At 64.7% G+C, this 17,172-nt stretch carries 10 protein-coding genes and 1 pseudogene; 5 read left to right on the top strand and 6 right to left on the bottom strand.

Annotation, left to right across the window (positions count from 1 at the left end):
• Positions 1 to 18: 18 nt before the first annotated feature.
• Genes ABS78_RS19320 through ABS78_RS19310 form a run of 3 tightly spaced genes read right to left on the bottom strand, consistent with a single transcriptional unit; the run spans position 19 to position 3,976 of the window.
• A complete protein-coding gene (locus tag ABS78_RS19320) occupies positions 19 to 1,644 on the bottom strand; it encodes an acyl-CoA synthetase (protein ID WP_111275451.1) in 1,626 nt (541 codons plus the stop codon).
• Between the two features lie 26 nt (positions 1,645 to 1,670).
• Positions 1,671 to 2,861: an acyl-CoA dehydrogenase family protein gene (locus ABS78_RS19315; RefSeq protein ID WP_111275452.1), complete on the bottom strand. Its 1,191-nt coding sequence runs from the start codon at positions 2,859 to 2,861 to the stop codon at positions 1,671 to 1,673.
• A 2-nt stretch (positions 2,862 to 2,863) separates the two neighbouring features.
• Positions 2,864 to 3,976, bottom strand: a complete 1,113-nt coding sequence (locus ABS78_RS19310; RefSeq protein WP_111275453.1) for an acyl-CoA dehydrogenase family protein — start codon at positions 3,974 to 3,976, stop codon at positions 2,864 to 2,866.
• A gap of 151 nt (positions 3,977 to 4,127) precedes the next feature.
• Here ABS78_RS19310 and ABS78_RS19305 point away from each other — a divergent pair, with 151 nt between their 5' ends.
• The gene (locus ABS78_RS19305) at positions 4,128 to 4,697 is read left to right on the top strand and encodes a TetR-like C-terminal domain-containing protein (protein WP_111275454.1); all 570 of its coding nucleotides are present in this window, start codon (positions 4,128 to 4,130) and stop codon (positions 4,695 to 4,697) included.
• 597 nt (positions 4,698 to 5,294) lie between these two features.
• Here the strand turns inward: ABS78_RS19305 and ABS78_RS19300 are convergent.
• The 3 genes and pseudogenes from ABS78_RS19300 to ABS78_RS19295 form a co-directional block, all read right to left on the bottom strand.
• The gene (locus ABS78_RS19300; protein WP_293383248.1) at positions 5,295 to 7,565 is read right to left on the bottom strand and encodes a TonB-dependent receptor; all 2,271 of its coding nucleotides are present in this window, start codon (positions 7,563 to 7,565) and stop codon (positions 5,295 to 5,297) included.
• A gap of 103 nt (positions 7,566 to 7,668) precedes the next feature.
• Positions 7,669 to 7,998, bottom strand: a pseudogene (locus tag ABS78_RS23935) (TonB-dependent receptor plug domain-containing protein); the annotation flags it as partial.
• Between the two features lie 121 nt (positions 7,999 to 8,119).
• Complete coding sequence (locus tag ABS78_RS19295) at positions 8,120 to 11,215, bottom strand: TonB-dependent receptor (RefSeq protein ID WP_293383245.1); 3,096 nt, start codon at positions 11,213 to 11,215, stop codon at positions 8,120 to 8,122.
• Positions 11,216 to 12,272: 1,057 nt separating this feature from the next.
• Between ABS78_RS19295 and ABS78_RS19290 the strand changes: the two genes are divergently transcribed.
• The 4 genes from ABS78_RS19290 (at position 12,273) to ABS78_RS19275 (ending at position 17,003) form a co-directional block, all read left to right on the top strand.
• The gene (locus tag ABS78_RS19290; protein ID WP_133255264.1) at positions 12,273 to 12,800 is read left to right on the top strand and encodes a MarR family transcriptional regulator; all 528 of its coding nucleotides are present in this window, start codon (positions 12,273 to 12,275) and stop codon (positions 12,798 to 12,800) included.
• Positions 12,801 to 13,090: 290 nt separating this feature from the next.
• Positions 13,091 to 15,313, top strand: coding sequence for a TonB-dependent receptor (locus ABS78_RS19285; RefSeq protein ID WP_293383242.1), 2,223 nt, complete (start codon positions 13,091 to 13,093; stop codon positions 15,311 to 15,313).
• Positions 15,310 to 15,726 (top strand): hypothetical protein, encoded by a 417-nt coding sequence (locus ABS78_RS19280; RefSeq protein ID WP_293383239.1) that lies wholly within the window; start codon positions 15,310 to 15,312, stop codon positions 15,724 to 15,726. Before ABS78_RS19285 ends, ABS78_RS19280 begins: the two co-directional genes overlap by 4 nt.
• Before the next feature lie 128 nt (positions 15,727 to 15,854).
• Positions 15,855 to 17,003: a hypothetical protein gene (locus tag ABS78_RS19275; RefSeq protein ID WP_293383235.1), complete on the top strand. Its 1,149-nt coding sequence runs from the start codon at positions 15,855 to 15,857 to the stop codon at positions 17,001 to 17,003.
• Positions 17,004 to 17,172 lie beyond the last annotated feature (169 nt).

The raw sequence follows: 17,172 nt of genomic DNA, 5'->3' as shown, positions 1-17,172 counted from the left end.
CGGCGAGCGACTTCAGTCTCAGTGCGGGGGCGTCGTGGCCGACAGGGCAGCGGTCTCGGCGCACGCTTTGGCGGCGGGGTAGTCCGCCTTGCCATTGCTGACGCGCAGCGGCCGGTCGGCGACGAAAATCCGCTTTGGGGCCTTGTAGGCCGCCAGGGTCGTGCGGACGTGCGCCCGCACCACCGCCTCGTCGAGCGTCTGCCCGGCCGCGAGCTCGATGACCGCGGTCACGGCTTGACCCCACTTCGGGTCCGGCAAGCCCACGACCAGGGCATCGGCGACGGAGGGATGGGTTTTCAGGGCTTCTTCGACCTCCTCGGGGAAGACCTTCTCCCCGGCGGTGTTGATGCAGGCATTGCCGCGCCCGAGCAGTGTCAGGCTGCCATCGGCCTCGACCAGGCACCAGTCGCCGGGCATCGAGTAGCGTACGCCGTCGATGACCCTGAACGTGCGCGCGGTCTTCTCCACGTCCTTGTAGTAGCCGATGGGGTTGGGCGGGCCGAGCGCGACCACGCCCTGCACGCCCGATCCCGGGAGGACGGCGCGGTCGTCCTCGTCGAAGACGCGGCAACGGTCGGTCAGCGCGAATTTCGCGGTCTGGACCTCGCCCGCGCGGGTCATGACTGACGTCCCCATGCCCAGGGCTTCCGAGGACGAGAAGGCGTCGTTCAGCACCGCCTGGGGCATGTGACGCAGGAGTCCACGCTTCACCTCCAGGCTCCACATGACGCCGGAGGACACGATCGCGGCGACCGAGGAAACATCCCAGCGACCGGGTTGAGCGTCCAACGCTTCGAGGATGGGGCGCGCGAAGCTGTCGCCGACGATTGTGAGCGACTGCGGGCGTCGGCGCTCGATCGCATCGAGCATTTCCACCGGGTCGAACGCCTCACCCGTCAGCGTAACGATGCAGCCACCGGCGAGGTGCACCCCCATGGCCGTGAGAAGGCCGGTGCCGTGCATCAGGGGCGGCGCGATCAGCGCGGCGGGTGCGGGCCCCGCCTTGCGGGTATGCTCGCGTAGCGCCTCCAGCGTTTCCGGGACCGGCCCCAGCTTCCGCGCCGCCTGCAGCGTGATCTCGCGCAGGTCGTGATGCGGCCACATCACACCTTTCGGCATCCCCGTCGTGCCGCCGGTGTATATGAACAGCAGATCATCGCCCGCGCGCTTGATGGAGAGCGGGGCGCCGTCGCCCTCCGCGGTCAGGGCCTCGAAGGGCTCCGCAAACTCGGCGGTCCTGCCATCCTCGGAAACCTCGATCCAGGTCGTGACGCCGGGCAGCTTGTGGCGGATCTGCGCAACGGCGTCGCGGAATTCCGAGGCATAGACCACGGTCTGCGCGTCGGAGTTGTCGAAGATGTACCAGACCTCGTCGGGGGTGTATCTGTAGTTGACGTTCACGTGCGTCAGGCGAGCCTTGAAGGCAGCCGCCAGCGCAATCATGTATTCGGGCCGGTTGCGCATATAGATCGCGAGCTTGTCGCCGGGCGCGGCCCCTCGCTTCAGGATCGCCTGCGCAAGGTTGTTTGAGGCGCGCGTGGCCTCCCGCCAGCAGATCACCCGGTCGCCATGGACCAGCGCCGGGGCGTCGGCCGGGAGGACCGGCTCGACGGCGTCCAGTATGTCTCCGAAGTTCCAACCCATGCCGGCCTCCTGTTCTGGCGATCGGATCAACTTGTCCGCACGGCGCGGAACGGGACGTCGCGATCGATTTCGGGTTCCTTGGGAAGACCCAGCACGCGTTCACCGATGATGTTGCGCTGAATCTGGTCGGTGCCGCCGCCGATCGACGTGAAATAGGCGTTGAGCGTCAGGAAATTGGTATCGTCGGCGCGCGGGTGATCCGGACCGTCGAGCAGGCTTTCCGCACCCAGGATGAGTGTCCGGACCCGCGCCTCCTCGTGCAGGATCCGGCTCATCGCGAGCTTTCCGAGGCTCATCAGCGACGAGGAGGTTCCTTGGCGCATGTCCGCCTTGGCGCGCGTCGCATTGAGGGTGTTCAACCGCTTCAGGATCACCACCTTGGCGATCTCTTGGCGAAGCACCGGGTCCTCCATCGCGCCCGCCTCCCGCGCCAGCGCGATCAGGGGGTCGTCTGCCGGTGCGGACTGGCCCATGCCGCGTCTCGGGCCGCGGGCGGCCTCTCCCATGGCCGACCGCTCGTAGGCGAGCGCGGTCTGAAGGACCCCCCATCCGTCGGTCGCCTCGCCGAGCAGGTTTTCCTGGGGGCACACCGCGTCGGTGAGGAACACCTCGTTGAACTGGCTTTCGCCTGTGATCTGACGCAACGGGCGCACCTGCACGCCCGGTTGCTTCATAGGCAGGAAGAAGAAGCCGATCCCCTTGTGCTTGGGCGCATCCCAGTCGGTCCGCGCGATCAGCATGCCGTAGTCCGCCGTGGCGGCGAAGCTTGTCCAGACCTTTTGGCCGTTCACCCGGAAATGGTCACCCTGGCGATCGGCCCTCGTACGCACGCTGGCGAGGTCCGATCCCGCGCCGGGTTCGGAATAGAGCAGGCACATCCCAACCTCCCCGCGCAGCAGGGGCAGGACGAGCTTCTCCTTCAAGGCGTCGGTCCCGCGCGCCAGCAGCGTGTTCGCCCAGAGATTCGTGCGGTCCTGTCCCGCGCCGGGGGCGCCGACGGCCGCGAACTCGGATTCGACGATGCGCGCGTGCTCGTCATCGAGGTCTCGGCCCATCCAGACGGCAGGCCACCGTGGCACGGCCCATCGCCCCTCGACGACCTTCGCGAGCCAGCCGTGCGGCGCTTCGCGATCCCGGCCGGGCCAGTTCGCGTGCAACCACGCGCGCACTTCATCGCGCAGCGCCTCCTGGCTCCCGCGAGGTGTTTGACTCGTCATCGTCAGGCTCCCATGGCCCTGAGGTACTGCTCTCGATGGAAGGCCGGCGTTCCGAAGAGCTGGGCGTCCGCGCGAGCGCGCCTCAGGTAGAGGTGCGCGTCGTGATCCCACGTAAAGGCGATGCCCCCGTGCATCTGGATCGCGTCGGCGGTGACCTTCACGAAGGCGTCGCCACAGGCGCTGGCCGCCAGACTGACCGCGGCCCCGGCCGAGGCGGACCCCATCGACAACAATCGTGCGGCTTCGCGCGCGGCGGACGTGGCGCTCTCGACCTCGAGGAGAAGGTCCGCCGCCATATGCTTGATCGCCTGGAAGCTGCCGATCGGGCGACCGAATTGGATTCTGGACTTGGCGTAGTCGACCGTGATGTCCAGGACCCGCCGCGCGCCCCCGGCCTGCTCGCCCGCCAGGGCGACCCGAACGAGGTCCAGTGCGTTCGCCAGAGCCTCGGTCGTTTCGCGGCGCGCCTCAATCCGCCGCGCGGGCGTGGCGTCGAACCGAAGTCGGCTCAGCCGGAGCGTCTTGTCGAAGGTCGAGAGTGGTGATCGCGCCAGGCCGTGGGCATTGCCCTCGACGAGGAACACCCTCAGACCCTCCGAGGTCTCGGCCGCCACCAGTAGGATGTGCGCGGCGTCCGCATGGATGACATAGGCGACTTCCCCCTCGATGCGCCATCCGGACGCCTTCTGCCGCGCCTTCGGCGCAACACCCGACTGCGTCCCGGCGGCCGCGGCGTCTTGAACGGCCACAGCGGCGATCAGGGAACCGGCCGCCATCTGAGGAAGCAGCTTCGCCGAAATCTCGGCGTCGCCCAGGTTCTCGAGCAGGGCCGCCGCGAAGACCGCGCTGGACAGAAAGGGACCGCAGACGAGCGCGGCCCCGACTTCTTCCATGAGCGCCTCGATGAGGACAGCGTCGCCGCCGATGCCCCCGAACCTCTCCGGGACAGCGACACCAAGGACTCCCATCGCCGCGAGCTCCTGCCAGAGATCCGCGTCAATACCGGTGGCCGTTTCCATGGCGGAACGCACGCTCGAAAGCGGGCTCCGCTCGGCGAAGAGCCTCGCCACCCCATCCCTGACAGACGTTCGATCTTCCGCGGAGAATGTAGGCATCGATTACGAATTCTAATATAGGACGGAGGTCGTCAGAAAATCGCAGTTGGACGCTGTGCGCAAGCAAATCTCAGCTGATCAAGTCACGCTCGCGCCAGGCCGCGGGCGACCTCGCGACCCGGAGATCGAGGGCAGGGTCTTCGATGCGGCGATGGCGCTCTACGCGGACGTGGGCTGGGCGGGCTTCACGTTCGAGGCGGTGGCGCGAACTTCGGGCGTGGGCAAGGCGTCGCTTTATCGTCGCTGGCCCCGGCGCGGAGACCTGCTCCGCCAGACGTTCGAGGCGCGATGGCTACGGGTAGGAAGCCTCGATCAGGGAGACATTCGGACCGATCTTCTGGCCCTGGCCTGGATCGTCGCCCGCGCCTTGACGGGTCCCTATGCCGGCGCGCACAAGCGCCTTCCTCTAGACATCGCCGAGCACCCGGAGGTCCTCGAGTTTCTGCGACCCTACGCGGAGGCGACGGTCGCCGAGGGACGGGCGATCGTTCGGCGCGCCGTGGGGCGTCGACAGCTCCCCGCCTCGACGAACCCCGGCCTCGTCATGGATCTGGTGGTCGGCGCCATCTCGAACCACGTGCGCATGACGCCGGCTCGCCTGCGGTCGCGGATGCTGCGGCAACTGGACAACTTCCTCGTGGAATTGGTCGAGATCGTGCTGGCCGGCGTGGAAAAGTCGTCGCTCTATGGCTCTGCCAACGAGCGCGATGACCCACCGTGACGCGTGCGGCCCGTCAACCGATCCCTCGTTCGAACGTCAATCTGCGTTAGGTAGGCGGCATTTGTTGGGATGAACGCCAATGTCGAAGCTGATCTGATGACACCGACACCGCGGAGGCCGTCAGCCGCACGTGGCGGTCCGGTTCGCAGTGACGCGTGCCAGCTCGAAATCGCACCCTCCGCAGAGACTACGACGCTCATTGGCGACCTAGCTGAACGGTGCGGTCATGATGTCGCAACTGCGCTCTGCGCCATCCTCTACAACGACATCTGCAAGCCTTGGGAAGCTAGAAAGCTTGAACGTGGTTGTACTGGATTGGCACCCGCGACGGGCCTTGTCCAAGACGTTCCGCAGGCCGGTGGCGGTGGCGTCCCAAGTCGCCTCCCCGCAGGCGATCAGGTCGCGCGGCCCGACGTCCTTTGGCCGGGCCCCCACAGTCGTCCCGCGGCATGGCTCGCACCTTCCCGCATGCGCCCGATGGCGCCGCCCAGAATTTGCGCCGGCCGCGACCGGCGCTTGGCGCAGTCGCGGCGGCTGATGCGGCACTGGTCGCCCGCCCTGCTGTGGAGCAGCGGCAAGCGACCAGGTCGTTCCGTATTAGAAGCGGTACTGGAGCTCGATGCCGTAGATGCGGGGCGGGGTGAGTTCCACCTCCTGGGAGCCCGTGGCGAACCGGTCCGACGGCACGGTGGGACTGTTGTTGCGGCTCGATCCGGCGAGCGCGGCTTGGTAGCCCTCGGTATCAAACACGTTCTTGACGTAGGCGATCACTGTGTACTTGCCGCCGGTAGGCGCCCAGTAAGCGCGGAGATCCACTTGATCCCATGAAGGGGCCTTGTTGTATTCGCGTGTGAACACGTTGGCGTAGGCCTCGGACCGGTAGAGATAGGTCGCGCCAAGCGTGAGGGCGCCTGGTTCGAACTCGAAGGTGTAGGAGCCGTTCAACGCCAGTTTGTGCTTCGGCGCCTGGGGTAGCTGGTTTCCGACCACGCTGACGGGGCCGGTGTTGATGTTGTCATTGGTATCGATCAGCGGGATGCTCTTCCGAATCTTCGTCGGATTGTAACCGTAGTCCACCGTCAGGCGTACTGGCCGGATCGGCTGCCAGATCATGCCGAACTCCAGGCCGCTGGACCGCGACTTGGCGATATTGACGAACTGACCGACGTTCGTCGGGCCCACGCGCACGGTGACCGGCGCCTGCAGGTTCCGGTAATCGAGATAGAAGAGCGCGGCGTTCACCTGCAGGGTGGAACCCACGTTCTTCTTCAGGCCGATCTCGTAGGAGTTGACAGTCTCTTCGTCCGCCTTGGGGTCGGCCAGGAACCCACCGGCCGAGAAGCCGAACGCCTTGTAGCCGCGGCTGTAGCGGGCATAGGCCATGGTGTCGTCGTCCGGCTCCCACTGGAGGCCGAAGGTCCCCGTCCAGGCGTCCGACGTATCGCCGAGCTGGCGGCTGGCGATGCCGTTGGAGCCGATCGTGTACTGGCGGCAGACGCCCGCCGTGCAGACCGAGGGGCTTGTCACCCCTTCGATCGGGCCGGCCGTACTCTTCGGCGCGAGCGTGTCAGTCAGGTCCATGGCGCCGTTGCCAAGGCCGCCGAGGGGGGCGAGCGCGTTGCCCAGCCCCAGGGCCTGGCCGACCGCCGGCAGGGCGTTGAGGTTGCCGAGCAGGCTGCCCCAGTTCGCCGCCGTGCCGGGACCGAAGGCGCTGAGGCCCAGAGCCGGGTAGAGGCCAGGATAGCAGGCGTCCGAATTGCAGACGATCCGCCGGAACTCGGTCCCGGACTTCTTGTCCTTGGTATAGCGCAGGCCGGCCGTGACCTTCAGGGTTTCAGTCGCCTGCCAGTCCACCTGGCCGAACATAGCCTTGCTTTCGGTGGTCAGGTCGTAGTTGCCGGTCGACCAAATACCCAGAGGATTGGGCGCAGCGCCCAGGATCGGCGTGCGCAAGCTGGATGGGCCATTGAGAAAGAAGTCGGCGGTGCTCCCGGTCCCGGTGTACTTTTCGTTATAGTAGTACGCCCCCACAATCCATTGAAGCGGCCCATCGGTAGTCGATGAGATGTTGATCTCATGGCTGTACCATTTCGGATATTCGAAATAGTGGAATGTATTGTCCGCGTTTACGGTCAACGGTGCGCAGTTGACCGTCGAGCGTCCGGCCGCGAACAGGGCTCCAACGGTTCCACAGATCGATCCGGGCGCAAGGGGTATCTGGAACGACTGGACGTTGGTCGCGTCGGTGTCGCCGTAGAGGTCGTACTTGTACTCTTGAATGCCTCCGACGTACCTGATGTCGATGCTCGGCAAATGGTAGACGAAGTTGGCCGTCAGCGAATTGACGTCCCGCAGCCTGACACGTTCGGGCGTGTTCGTGTTGAACTCGTGTGAATCTGCCAAAGCCGGATTCACGGTTATGTTCGTGTTGCCGAACTGGCGCAGGCTGCCCGGGACGATGCCGTTGACGCCGGTCTCGGGCGTGTAGCCGTGGGCGGAGTTGTAGACGATCGAGAAGTTCGGATCGAGGCGGCCGGTCTGATAGGGGTCGTTGAGGTAGCCGGCGCGCGCGCCGGGACCGCCGCGGTTGTGCCAGGCCAGGGTCTTGTAGGAGACCCACAGCTCGGCGTTCTCGCCGAGGTCGGCGGCGAGTTGGGCCTGGACCTGGTATTCGTCGCGCTTGCTGCCTTCCGACGGGCCGCCGGCGAGGTTCTTGAAGTAGCCCTTGCGCTGGTCGAGCTTGTAGCCCGAGACGCGGAACCTCAGATTGTCGGCGATGGGTCCCGACACCGCGGCCTGGAAGTTGGTGAACCCGTAATTCTCCGCAATCGCCCGAACCTCGGCGTAGAAGTCCTTGGTCGGACGCACCGAGATCACGTTGACCGTGCCGCCGATGGCGTTGCGGCCGTAAAGCGTGCCCTGCGGCCCGCGCAGGATTTGGGCCGCCGGCCAGCACGGTCGAGGTGGTGAAGAGGCCGTCGATGTAGATCGACACGGCGCCGTCGACCGCGTGCACGTTCGTCAGACGACCGATGCCGCGCATGCTCGCCCGGTCGTTCCCCGACTGATAGGTGAAGCCTGGCGTGAAGTTGGTGAGATCCTGGACGGAGTTCACGCCGACGAGGTCACGTTGCTTGCTGGTGAAGGCCGAGATGGCCACCGGCACGTCCTGGAGGCTCTGCTCGCGCTTCTCGGCGGTGACGACCAGTTCCTCAATGACATTAGCGGTCTGAGCCTGGGCGGATCCGGCCGCGACGGCCAGAAAAGCGCCGGACAGCAACAGCTTATTTCGAAAGGTCATACTTGTTTCCCCCGGTAGTTTTTATGAAAACAGAAGATCGGCTCAGGCCGTAAAGGCGGATTGTTGGCAGATAGGGGGACGCCCTCAGAACTGAGGGCGCCCAGCATCGAGACCGCTCTGACTAGAACCGCTTCTTGAAGCCCACTTCGAACACGCGGCCCAGCGGATTTCCATTGGTGTAGTCGTAGTTGTATTGGCTTGGTACGTAGGGCGGATCCTTGTCGAACACGTTCTGAATGCTCGCCGTGACCGTCGTGTCCCAGGGCGCCTCCCAGCGCACCACCACGTCGTGTTGCCAGAAGTCCTTCGACTTGCCGACGGGGACCAGGTCTCGCCCGCCGGTCGCACTCGGGTTCGGGACCGTCACGAAGAGCGGTGATCCGAATGCCGGCGAGGTGCCTTCGGCGTAGCGCGTCTGCCAACGCACGGAGAGCGGGCCTCGATTGAACGCGGCGAAGGCATTCGCACGCAGTTTCGAATAGGAGAAGAACTCGTTGACCAGGTCGCTGAGGCCGGCGCGATCCTCGGCCGGGGAGATCGCGATGTCCGTGCCGAGCAGGTTCGTGACGCCCCGCTTGTACTCGATCAGGTAGGTCGCCTCACCTCCGATGGCCCATCGGCCATCGAGCCAGCCTTCCCAGTCGTACTGCGCGCGGAACTCCAGCCCGGAGGTCTTCGTGTTGGGCCCGTTGATCGTGAAGCTGCGGAGCCGCGCCACGTTGGCGGCGCCACAGGCGCCGGCGAACGTGAATCGGGCCTGCAACTGGGCGAACGCCGGATTGCCGCAGTTCACATTCGACCCACCCGGGAACATGCTGGCGTAGAGACGTGCGCCGCTCTCCTCGGTAATCTCGTCCTTGAACTTGAAGTTGAAGTAGTCGAGCGTCGCACTGAAGCCGCCGAGTTCGAGGATCGCGCCGACGTTGAAGGTGTCGGCCTTCTCCGGCTTCAGATCCGGATTGCCGCAGCTCTGAAATGCCCGATAGGCGCTACCCAGCACCCGGACGCCGTTGTTGCAGTCCGTGGAGACCAGACCGGGGCTCGGGGCCCGGAAGGTCGTGCTCGCGCTTCCGCGGAGCGCCAGGAAATCGGTGACCTGCCATTTGGCGGCGACCTTGGGATTGGTCGTCGAGCCAATGCCGCCCTGATAGTCCTCGTGGCGGATCGCGAAGTTCAGATTGAGGTTTTCGAGGACGGGAACCTGGAGCTCCGCAAAGATGGCCTTGACGTTGGCGTCATCGTCGCGATCCACGGCCGATCCGAAGAACTGCAGCGGGCCGCTCTCGTCGGCGCACGCGGGGCGGTCCGGACAGGGGGTCTCGTTGGAGTTGAAGAATTCGCCATACTTCCGGGTTTCTTGCGTATAGCGATATTGCGCGCCGACGGCCCACGCGACCTGTCCCCCAGGGAGCTCCAGACCGGTTTCGCCGGAGAACACCATGTCCGCCACGAGCAGCCGGTTGGTCAGGACGTTGGTGTAGTTGCCGTAGAGCCAGGCCACGACCTGCGGGTCGTTCGCAACGGCGGCGTTGAAAAACGGATTCGCCGCGCCGTTTACGACGCTGGTCTGGGTGCCGTTTGTGAAGGGATTGAAGTAGTAACACCCCAGCGCCCCATTGCCGGCCCCAGACGTGAAGTTGTTCGTTTCGGCCGCCGTACAGCCCCCCGGATCATCCGCCTTGGCTCCAAAACCGCGCAGGCCCAACTGGATCCGCGAGACCAGGAGGTCGTTGGTATCAGAAGTGTTCTTCTGCTCCATATAGGTGATGGCGGTGTCATATTTCACCCCGCCGAAGATCTCGCCTTGAAAGCCGCCGGAGATACGAAATGCGTCGTTGACGATCGACTGGTGGTCCGCCTTGTCGGAATTGAGCGGATGGCCCGCAAACGCGATGGCGCGCCATCCCAGTTGAATGATGTCGACACCGCGGGCTCCGAGAGGGGCCCCGGCTTGAGCCCCCACCGCGCTGTTGGCCGACGCCCGAATGGCCGCACACTGCGCGGCCGTCAGCGGCGAGCGGCAGTCGTTGAGCAGGGCGACGAGGCCCGGGTGGTTCGCCGGGATGTTGTAGGGCACCGAGAAGTTGGGGCCGTTCGGGGCGGTGGGTGAGAAGGACGTCCCTCCGACCGCCACCGGCGACGGATACTGCGCCGTGAGGTTGGCGGGAGAGATGCGCTGGACCGGCGTGTCGTTCTTGGTCCAAGCGACCTCGCCGTGGAAGGCCAGGTTCTCCGAGAGCTCGAAGTTCACCTCACCGTAGAGCTGATAATGGTCCTCGCGATTGACGAGATCGTTGAAGTTGGAGAACTGGAAGCGGCACGTGGACGTCGCCGTGGCCGGGTTCTGCGCGCCCACCGGAACGGCCACGGTCGCTGTCGCGCCCTGTCCCAGCGTCCCGCTCAAAGGGTTCGGATAGGTGACGTTGTTGGTCAGCACCCCGCCAAGCTCGGCGCACCCATTGTCACGGAAGAGGTTGGCTCCGGCCAGGAAGAGTCCCGGGTTGGAAGCGCCTGTCCAGCCGCCCGCGCCGGCATAGCCGCCGAAATCGAAGCCGCGCAACGCCCAGTCGCGGTCGTGGATGTCGAGCCGCGAGCGGTGGCGGTAGCCGGCCGTGAGCAGGACGTTCCCGTTCTCGAATTTGCGCCCCCACGCGGCGTTCGCCTCGTAGTCTCCGTTGGAACCGTCGATGAGCGCGTACTCGCCGCCGAGTTCGAAGCCGTCGAGATCCGTCCGGGTTATGAAGTTGACCACGCCGCCGATCGCGTCCGAACCGTAGGTGGCCGCGGCCCCGTCCTTCAGCACCTCGATGCGTCCAACCGCAGCCGTCGGGATGAAGTTGAGGTTCGCGCCGCCGCCTTGGAAGGCGGCCGACGGGCTGTCAGCCAGACGCCGGCCGTTCATCAGCGTCAGCGTACGCGCTGCCCCAAAACCGCGCAGGTTGATCGATGCAGTGCCTGCGCCGCCATTGTACCGATTGCTCTCGCCCAACGAGGATTGAGACGAGGTTATTGTCTTGACCAGCTGGATGACGGTCGGGGCGCCCTGGGCCTCAAGGTCGCGACTGGACAGCACATCGACCGGTAGCGCAGCGTCTTCCGGAGTCCCGGCGATGAAGGAGCCGGTGACGACAACCTCCTCGACTTCCGATACCGGCGCAGATGCGACGGTCTGCGCCATCGCGGAGCTACCCGTGATCGCGATCGCCAGGGCGATCATGGATCCGCCCCCAAGGTACGTTCGAACAGACATGGAATCCTCCCCTTCCGCTCCCGCGTTGTTTGTGTGTGCGGTTCCGAGCGCAAAAATGTTTGTGAGTTCGCGACTGCGCGGCTGTTCAAGCTCTCTAGCAGAACCCCCCGATAGCCCCGCCCATGGCGGGCGCATCTATAACGTATCCTACAATATCGTTCCCGCAAGCACCTCGCGCGCACGCGAGGAGACTGACGAGGGGTCAGCGGATCGATGGGAGGCAAAGGGGGTCAGCAATATTGGGTTGTCGGCCACCGATGCCTCAGGCACGGCGCCTGCCCCCCAACTCCAGGTACAAGCCAACGATCGAAGGCGGCCTCTTGCCGGGCGCGCGCGGCGCGCGCCACCTGCCGAGGCTTCGGAAAGGACACCTTCTTAAGCGTGGCGAGGTTTAAGCGTTACCCGAGATGAAGATATGATATGCCTACGTTACAATTATAACTCTGGAGTGAGGGCATGATGCTATCGAGAAACATCATCTTAGCTGTAGCTATGGTCGCCGGGGCGAGCGCGTCGAATGCGTCCCCTGCAGAGCATGTCGTGGCGACCTTCGCGCGTACGGACATCCCCCGCTCGAAGATCGTCGCGGGGGGCGCGGTGTTTCATTGTGAGCAAAGCCAGTGCGTGGCCAGGGCGCCCAGCTCTCGCACACTAAGTCTTGAGGCCTGCAAGGTTCTGGCGAAGCGCTTCGGACGCGTCGAGACCTTTGGCGAAGGGGGCAGGGCGCTGCCCGCTGAGAAGTTGCGAGCCTGCGTGGGCGGAGCAGAATAGCCGACCGGTGGCTCTGGCGAGCGATTGAGGCGAGCCTGGCGGCTGGAAAGCACGCCGCGCGCTCGTCGAGCGCGCGGCGCAAGTCGTTGCCCTTGGGAAGAAACAAAGTCCAAAAGCAGATGTATGCTACAATACAAGTGCGCGGCCGCGCAAGCGGGGCGGTGCTTGACGGACGCGCCGTTGCAGGCGCCGACCGCGTCGCGCGGCAGGATGCCCCTTGCATGACGCCACGGATGCCTGAACCATTGGCGTTGTGGCGAACCAACCTAAAACCCGACCCATCACCCGCCGGCCCCCCGGACTCGCCGAACCGGCGACGGCCAGCCGGGAGGCGCCGTCGCTTGCGGCGGCCCGCATTGAGAACGTGGGTTTTTTGATTTCTGACGTGACACGCTTGATGCGAAAGGGGTTCGATCGGCGGGTTCGCGCGCTTGGTCTAACACGGCCGCAGTGGCGGGTTCTCGTCTACGTCCTCCAGAACGAGGGGCTTTCGCAGTCGGCGCTGGCGCGCGCCATGGATATCGAACGCGCCCCGCTCGGCCAGCTGGTGAGAGCGCTCGAGACCCTGCAGTTGGTCAGGCGTCAACGATCCAGCGTGGATCAGCGGGAGTGGCAGATTTTTGCCGGGGAAGGCGCGGCTACAGCGGTGCCGGAATTGGTCGCCGCCGCCGAGTGGCTGCGGGGAGTGTATTTTCAGGGCCTCACACGGAGCGAGGAGCTGATGTTGCGCCGGATTCTTGAGCGCATGCGATCAAACCTGAGCTTCGAACTGGAACGATGACCAGACAGTTCGCCTGATTCGGCGACAGCACCCCGCGACAGAGACCCTTGGTCTGTGTCGGCCGTTACAATTTTCTCCCCTCACTATTGACGCACTCGGCGAGGTGACAGACCGTGACCGCAAGGCGCGCTGAGACGCGCCTGAAACGAAGGGCGGGGAGTTGATATCGTATGATAACGATAAGAAGTTTGACCGCAGCGTCTGAAGGCGCGTGCCGTTTGAGGATTGGCCGGCCACAGACCTGGCGGATAGCGACTGCAAAGAGACTTCTACTCGCCAGCTGCGCGGCGTTGGCAGCCGGAGCGGCTGCGGCTCAGCCGGCCAATACGATCGAAGAGCTTGTCGTGACGGCGGAGCGCCGCGAGCAGAACCTGCAGGACGTGCCTGTGGCGATCTCGGCGTACACCTCCGAAAAGCGCGACCTCCTGGGAATCACGACTGTAACTGACCTCACCAACTTTACGCCGGGTCTCCAGTATTCGAGCCAACTCGACCGCGTGTCGCTTCGCGGCGTGGGGCGGACGAGCAATGTCCACGCCGCCGACCCGTCTGTCTCCGTTTATTCGGATGGCATCTACACGACTTCCACCATCGAGGCCGGAAAGTCGCCCTTGTTCCTGGAGCGGGTCGAAATCCTGCGGGGACCGCAGGCGACGCTCTACGGGCGCAACGCCATCGCGGGCGCCATGAACTTGGTGTCCAAGCGGCCCACCGACGAGATGTATGCAGAAGTCCGTGCGACGTATGCCAATTACGATCGACACATCGTCGAAGGCGCGATCTCGGGACCAACGGCGATCCCTGGCGTCCAGTTCCGGCTGGCGGCGAATTGGGAAAAGCAACGAAAGGGCTGGTACGACAACATCGTTCCCGGGCAGCCGGACGAAGGCAATGTCATCGACACCAACATCGTCGAGGGCCAGCTCAAGTTTGAATTCAACGAGAATTTCGAAGGCTGGGCCAAGCTCACCACGATCCAGTGGCGAAACGGCAGTGGCGGACCCGGGTCACGCGGGAACTCTACCCCTGGGCCATACGCGACCTTCGAAATCGCCAACGGAGCCACCAGCCTTGAGCCGGGCTACGGCTGCAGTGGCCGGGTGACCAACGTCAGCAATCCTTCACCGCTGGGATGCGCCAACCCCACCACAGCGGATCCCCGCAAGTTCGCGTCAACAATTCCCTATCAGGTCAAACTCAACGACACCTTCATCTTCGCGAGCGAATGGACCTGGCACGCCTCGGACTTTGACGTGAAATATACTACGGGCGGGACTCGGTACCATTACAAGCTGAACCGTCCCGCGGACGACACCGTGGCGCCCGTTGAGCGGTTCACGCTGCCCGGCGGCCTGACCGTGTTCCCGCAGCAACTCTACAACTACCAGGAGATCGAGGAGTGGTGGAGCCACGAGCTTACCGTCGCATCGACTTCCGACGGACCGCTGCAATGGCTGGCCGGCGTATACTCCTGGAACGAGCACTTCGAGCAGCCGACTTCTACCTATCTCTACAGCCAGCCGCAGATCGCAGCGCCACTCGGGGCGAGTTGTCCGCGTTTTGGAAATGTCTGCCCGCCAAATCCACTCTTGCAGCGCACGATCGACACGCCGCGTTTCCACATACAGTCGCAGGCAATCTACGGGCAATTGGACTACAAGTTCACCGACGCCCTGAAAGCCACGGTTGGTCTACGTTACTCGAAGGATACCAAGACGGGGTCGGAAGAGGCGCGCGTCCTCTGCTTCGCCTTCTTCGCCTGCACCCCAGGGCTGACCCCGGAGCAGACCGGGCCGTTCACGCCCGCGATCGACCTGACCCAGGCGCTCTTCATTCCCGGCGCGACACCTCCGAAGGGCGTCTCGCGCGACTTCACATTTGACCCGGCCACGGGGCGAGCGCGGCGGGAGTATGACGCCGACTGGGATGCCGTCACCGGCAACGCGACGCTGCAATGGGAACCTGATCGGGACACCACGGCCTTCGTTCGATACAGCCGCGGCTACAAGGCAGGCGGCTTTCGGATCGGCGTAGACACGGCCCTCACGGCGAACCCGTACACGGACGCTGAGTTCCTCGACAACATCGAGTTCGGGCTGAAGAAAAATTTCGGCCGCACCCTGCAGGCGAACATCGCGGCGTTTCACTACTGGTATAAGGACGCTCAGATCCCGCTGACCATTGTCAACACGGCCGGCGGGATCACTCAGGCGCAGTCGGTGTTCTACAATGTGCCCCGCGCCACCTCGAAGGGGGTGGAACTGGAGGCGATCTGGCAGCCGATCGAGGATCTGCAGATACTCTTCAACTATTCTTACCTGGACTCCCACATTACGCGGGCGCGCGGGCCAGTCGATCCGGCCGATCCTGCGGCGCTCGATCCCCGGTCCACGCCCATCGGGTCGCTGGCCGATTGCCAGGCAAGGCTGCTCACGCCCGCCGTGGCGGACAACTGCGCGGCCGATGTCTTCACCGCGCTAACCGGGGGGGCTTTCAGCTTGGCCAGGACTTGAAGGGTCAGAAGCTTCCGAACGCGCCGAAAAATAAGATCGCCGTCAACGTCAACTATACCTGGCGACTGCCTGGTTATGCACTGACCGGCTCTGTGAACTATACATGGCGTGATGCACAGTACGGCAGCATCTTCAATCGCGCCTACACGCGCTCGCCGTCTTGGGATCAGGTTGACGCGCGACTCACCCTTGCGCCCGAAGACGACCGTTACACAGTTATACTGTTCGCGCGGAATATCTTTGATGACATCGGCTACGAAGGTGGCGCGGTCGCTGGCCGCCGCACCGGCTACATCGGCCCCGCCGCGGCCGGAGGGGCGACCATCGTTCCGGTCACTCAGGGGATTGCGACGAGTTACCCGCTCACGCCGCCTCGAACCTACGGGATCGAGCTTCAGTATCGCTTCTTCTGACACAGGGGCAGGCGCGGAAGCGCTGCGTCGCGCGCCTGCCTCTCTCTTCGGCCCTCGGAGAACCTCGCACACCGGATCACTGGATGCCGCCCAGGTCCTCATCGCCGCTGCCTCCGTCGCAGGAGGACTTGGAGTTCGTTCAGGCAGCTAGGCGCTTCAACGCGACGGGAGCGATCTGGCCGTCGACGGTGCTGCCCCCCCGTTCGAGGGCCTTGGCCAAGGAAGGAGACCAGGAAAACTGGCTGTTCGAAATCCACGAGCGGTCCTGCCGGGCGCTCGGCTGGCATCTGAGCGGTGCGATGCGTCGGCACAGCAACCCTCTCAAGGTCGTGACGTCTTTCGTCGCGGGCGTCTGCAACCCAAGGCACGCTGAGTTGGGGGCGCTGGGTTCCGTCTGGTCTCTCCCGGAAAGCCGCCGGCGACATGTCCAGGGCGCGTTCCAAGAGCTCGCGAATAGGCTGGCCTCCGTCCTCGAGGCGGGACGTTCGGCCGGGGCAATCCGAAGCTGCGATTGCCTGATCGCCTCTCAGCTCATCCTCGGCCTTGTGCTTTGGACGCCTGTCGCCGTGTGTCAGGCGCCGCCACGAAAGCTGCTTAACGGCCGCCGCCTTGTCGAAGGCCTACAGGACTTGGTCCTCTACGGGCGCTCGGGCGGTGGTCCTGAGGCACATCGACTCTCCCAACTAGCGCACAACTTCTTGGTCGGGGATCAGGGTGACCCCCTACAATGCCTGGTCTCGCGGACAATCAATCGCGCTGGCGCGGAGGCCGTCACGGCGGCCTTCATCGCTTCGGAGCTGCCCTGCTCTGAAATGGAAGCGAACCAGGCCTTGCGGAGACTTCATCCGGTTATCGATTCCTGCCAACAGCGAGCGCTCGCGCTGGTCCTGGAGCTCCGCGATCACGCATTTGGGGGGAGCGAAGATCAGCGGGCGGGCTTCGCCGCGTTTATGTGCGGGCTAGCCGAAGCCTACCTTCGCGATGATGTCCAACCTTTGAGTCCTCTAGCCATTTCCTCATCGGTCGGGCCTTGCGATGCCGTCCGAGTGAGGTGGCGCGCGATTTGGGAACTGCTCCGGCAGCGGCAGGTCGAAGGCGTGGCAAAGCAACAGGTTCGGGAGCGGTTCTACGACCTCTCACCCATCTTCGTGTCGGCGATATGCGCATTCCTGTGTTCGGGGCTTTGGACGCCCAGCGCGAAGGAGGCCGGGTATGCCGCCCGCGAGGTCGCCGCGCTGACGTGGCTGGGCCTAGCTCCCCCCGTCGGGGGCGCCTGAGCAGCGCCGCAACCTGTCTCAGGTAAGACCGTACCCCCGGCCGAGGCGAGGCGAGGTGGCCGGCCTTAGGTCTGCTGACGTGACCCCCTGAAACTCAGCCAGGAATAGCTAGAGTCCGCCCGACCAAAGGACGGACGAATGAAGCGATCAAGGTTCACGGAAGAGCAGA

The sequence above is a fragment of the Phenylobacterium sp. SCN 70-31 genome, from assembly GCF_001724605.1.
Classification (GTDB): domain Bacteria; phylum Pseudomonadota; class Alphaproteobacteria; order Caulobacterales; family Caulobacteraceae; genus Phenylobacterium.
This window is presented reverse-complemented; position numbering and strand designations above follow the sequence as displayed.

Excerpts from the sequence above, each read along its gene's own strand:
- ABS78_RS19315 (WP_111275452.1), bottom strand. The coding sequence starts at position 2,861 with ATGACGAGTCAAACACCTCGCGGGAGCCAGGAGGCGCTGCGCGATGAA.
- ABS78_RS19305 (WP_111275454.1), top strand. The coding sequence starts at position 4,128 with ATGGCGCTCTACGCGGACGTGGGCTGGGCGGGCTTCACGTTCGAGGCG.
- ABS78_RS19310 (WP_111275453.1), bottom strand. The coding sequence starts at position 3,976 with ATGCCTACATTCTCCGCGGAAGATCGAACGTCTGTCAGGGATGGGGTG.
- ABS78_RS19320 (WP_111275451.1), bottom strand. The coding sequence starts at position 1,644 with ATGGGTTGGAACTTCGGAGACATACTGGACGCCGTCGAGCCGGTCCTC.
- ABS78_RS19295 (WP_293383245.1), bottom strand. The coding sequence starts at position 11,215 with ATGATCGCCCTGGCGATCGCGATCACGGGTAGCTCCGCGATGGCGCAG.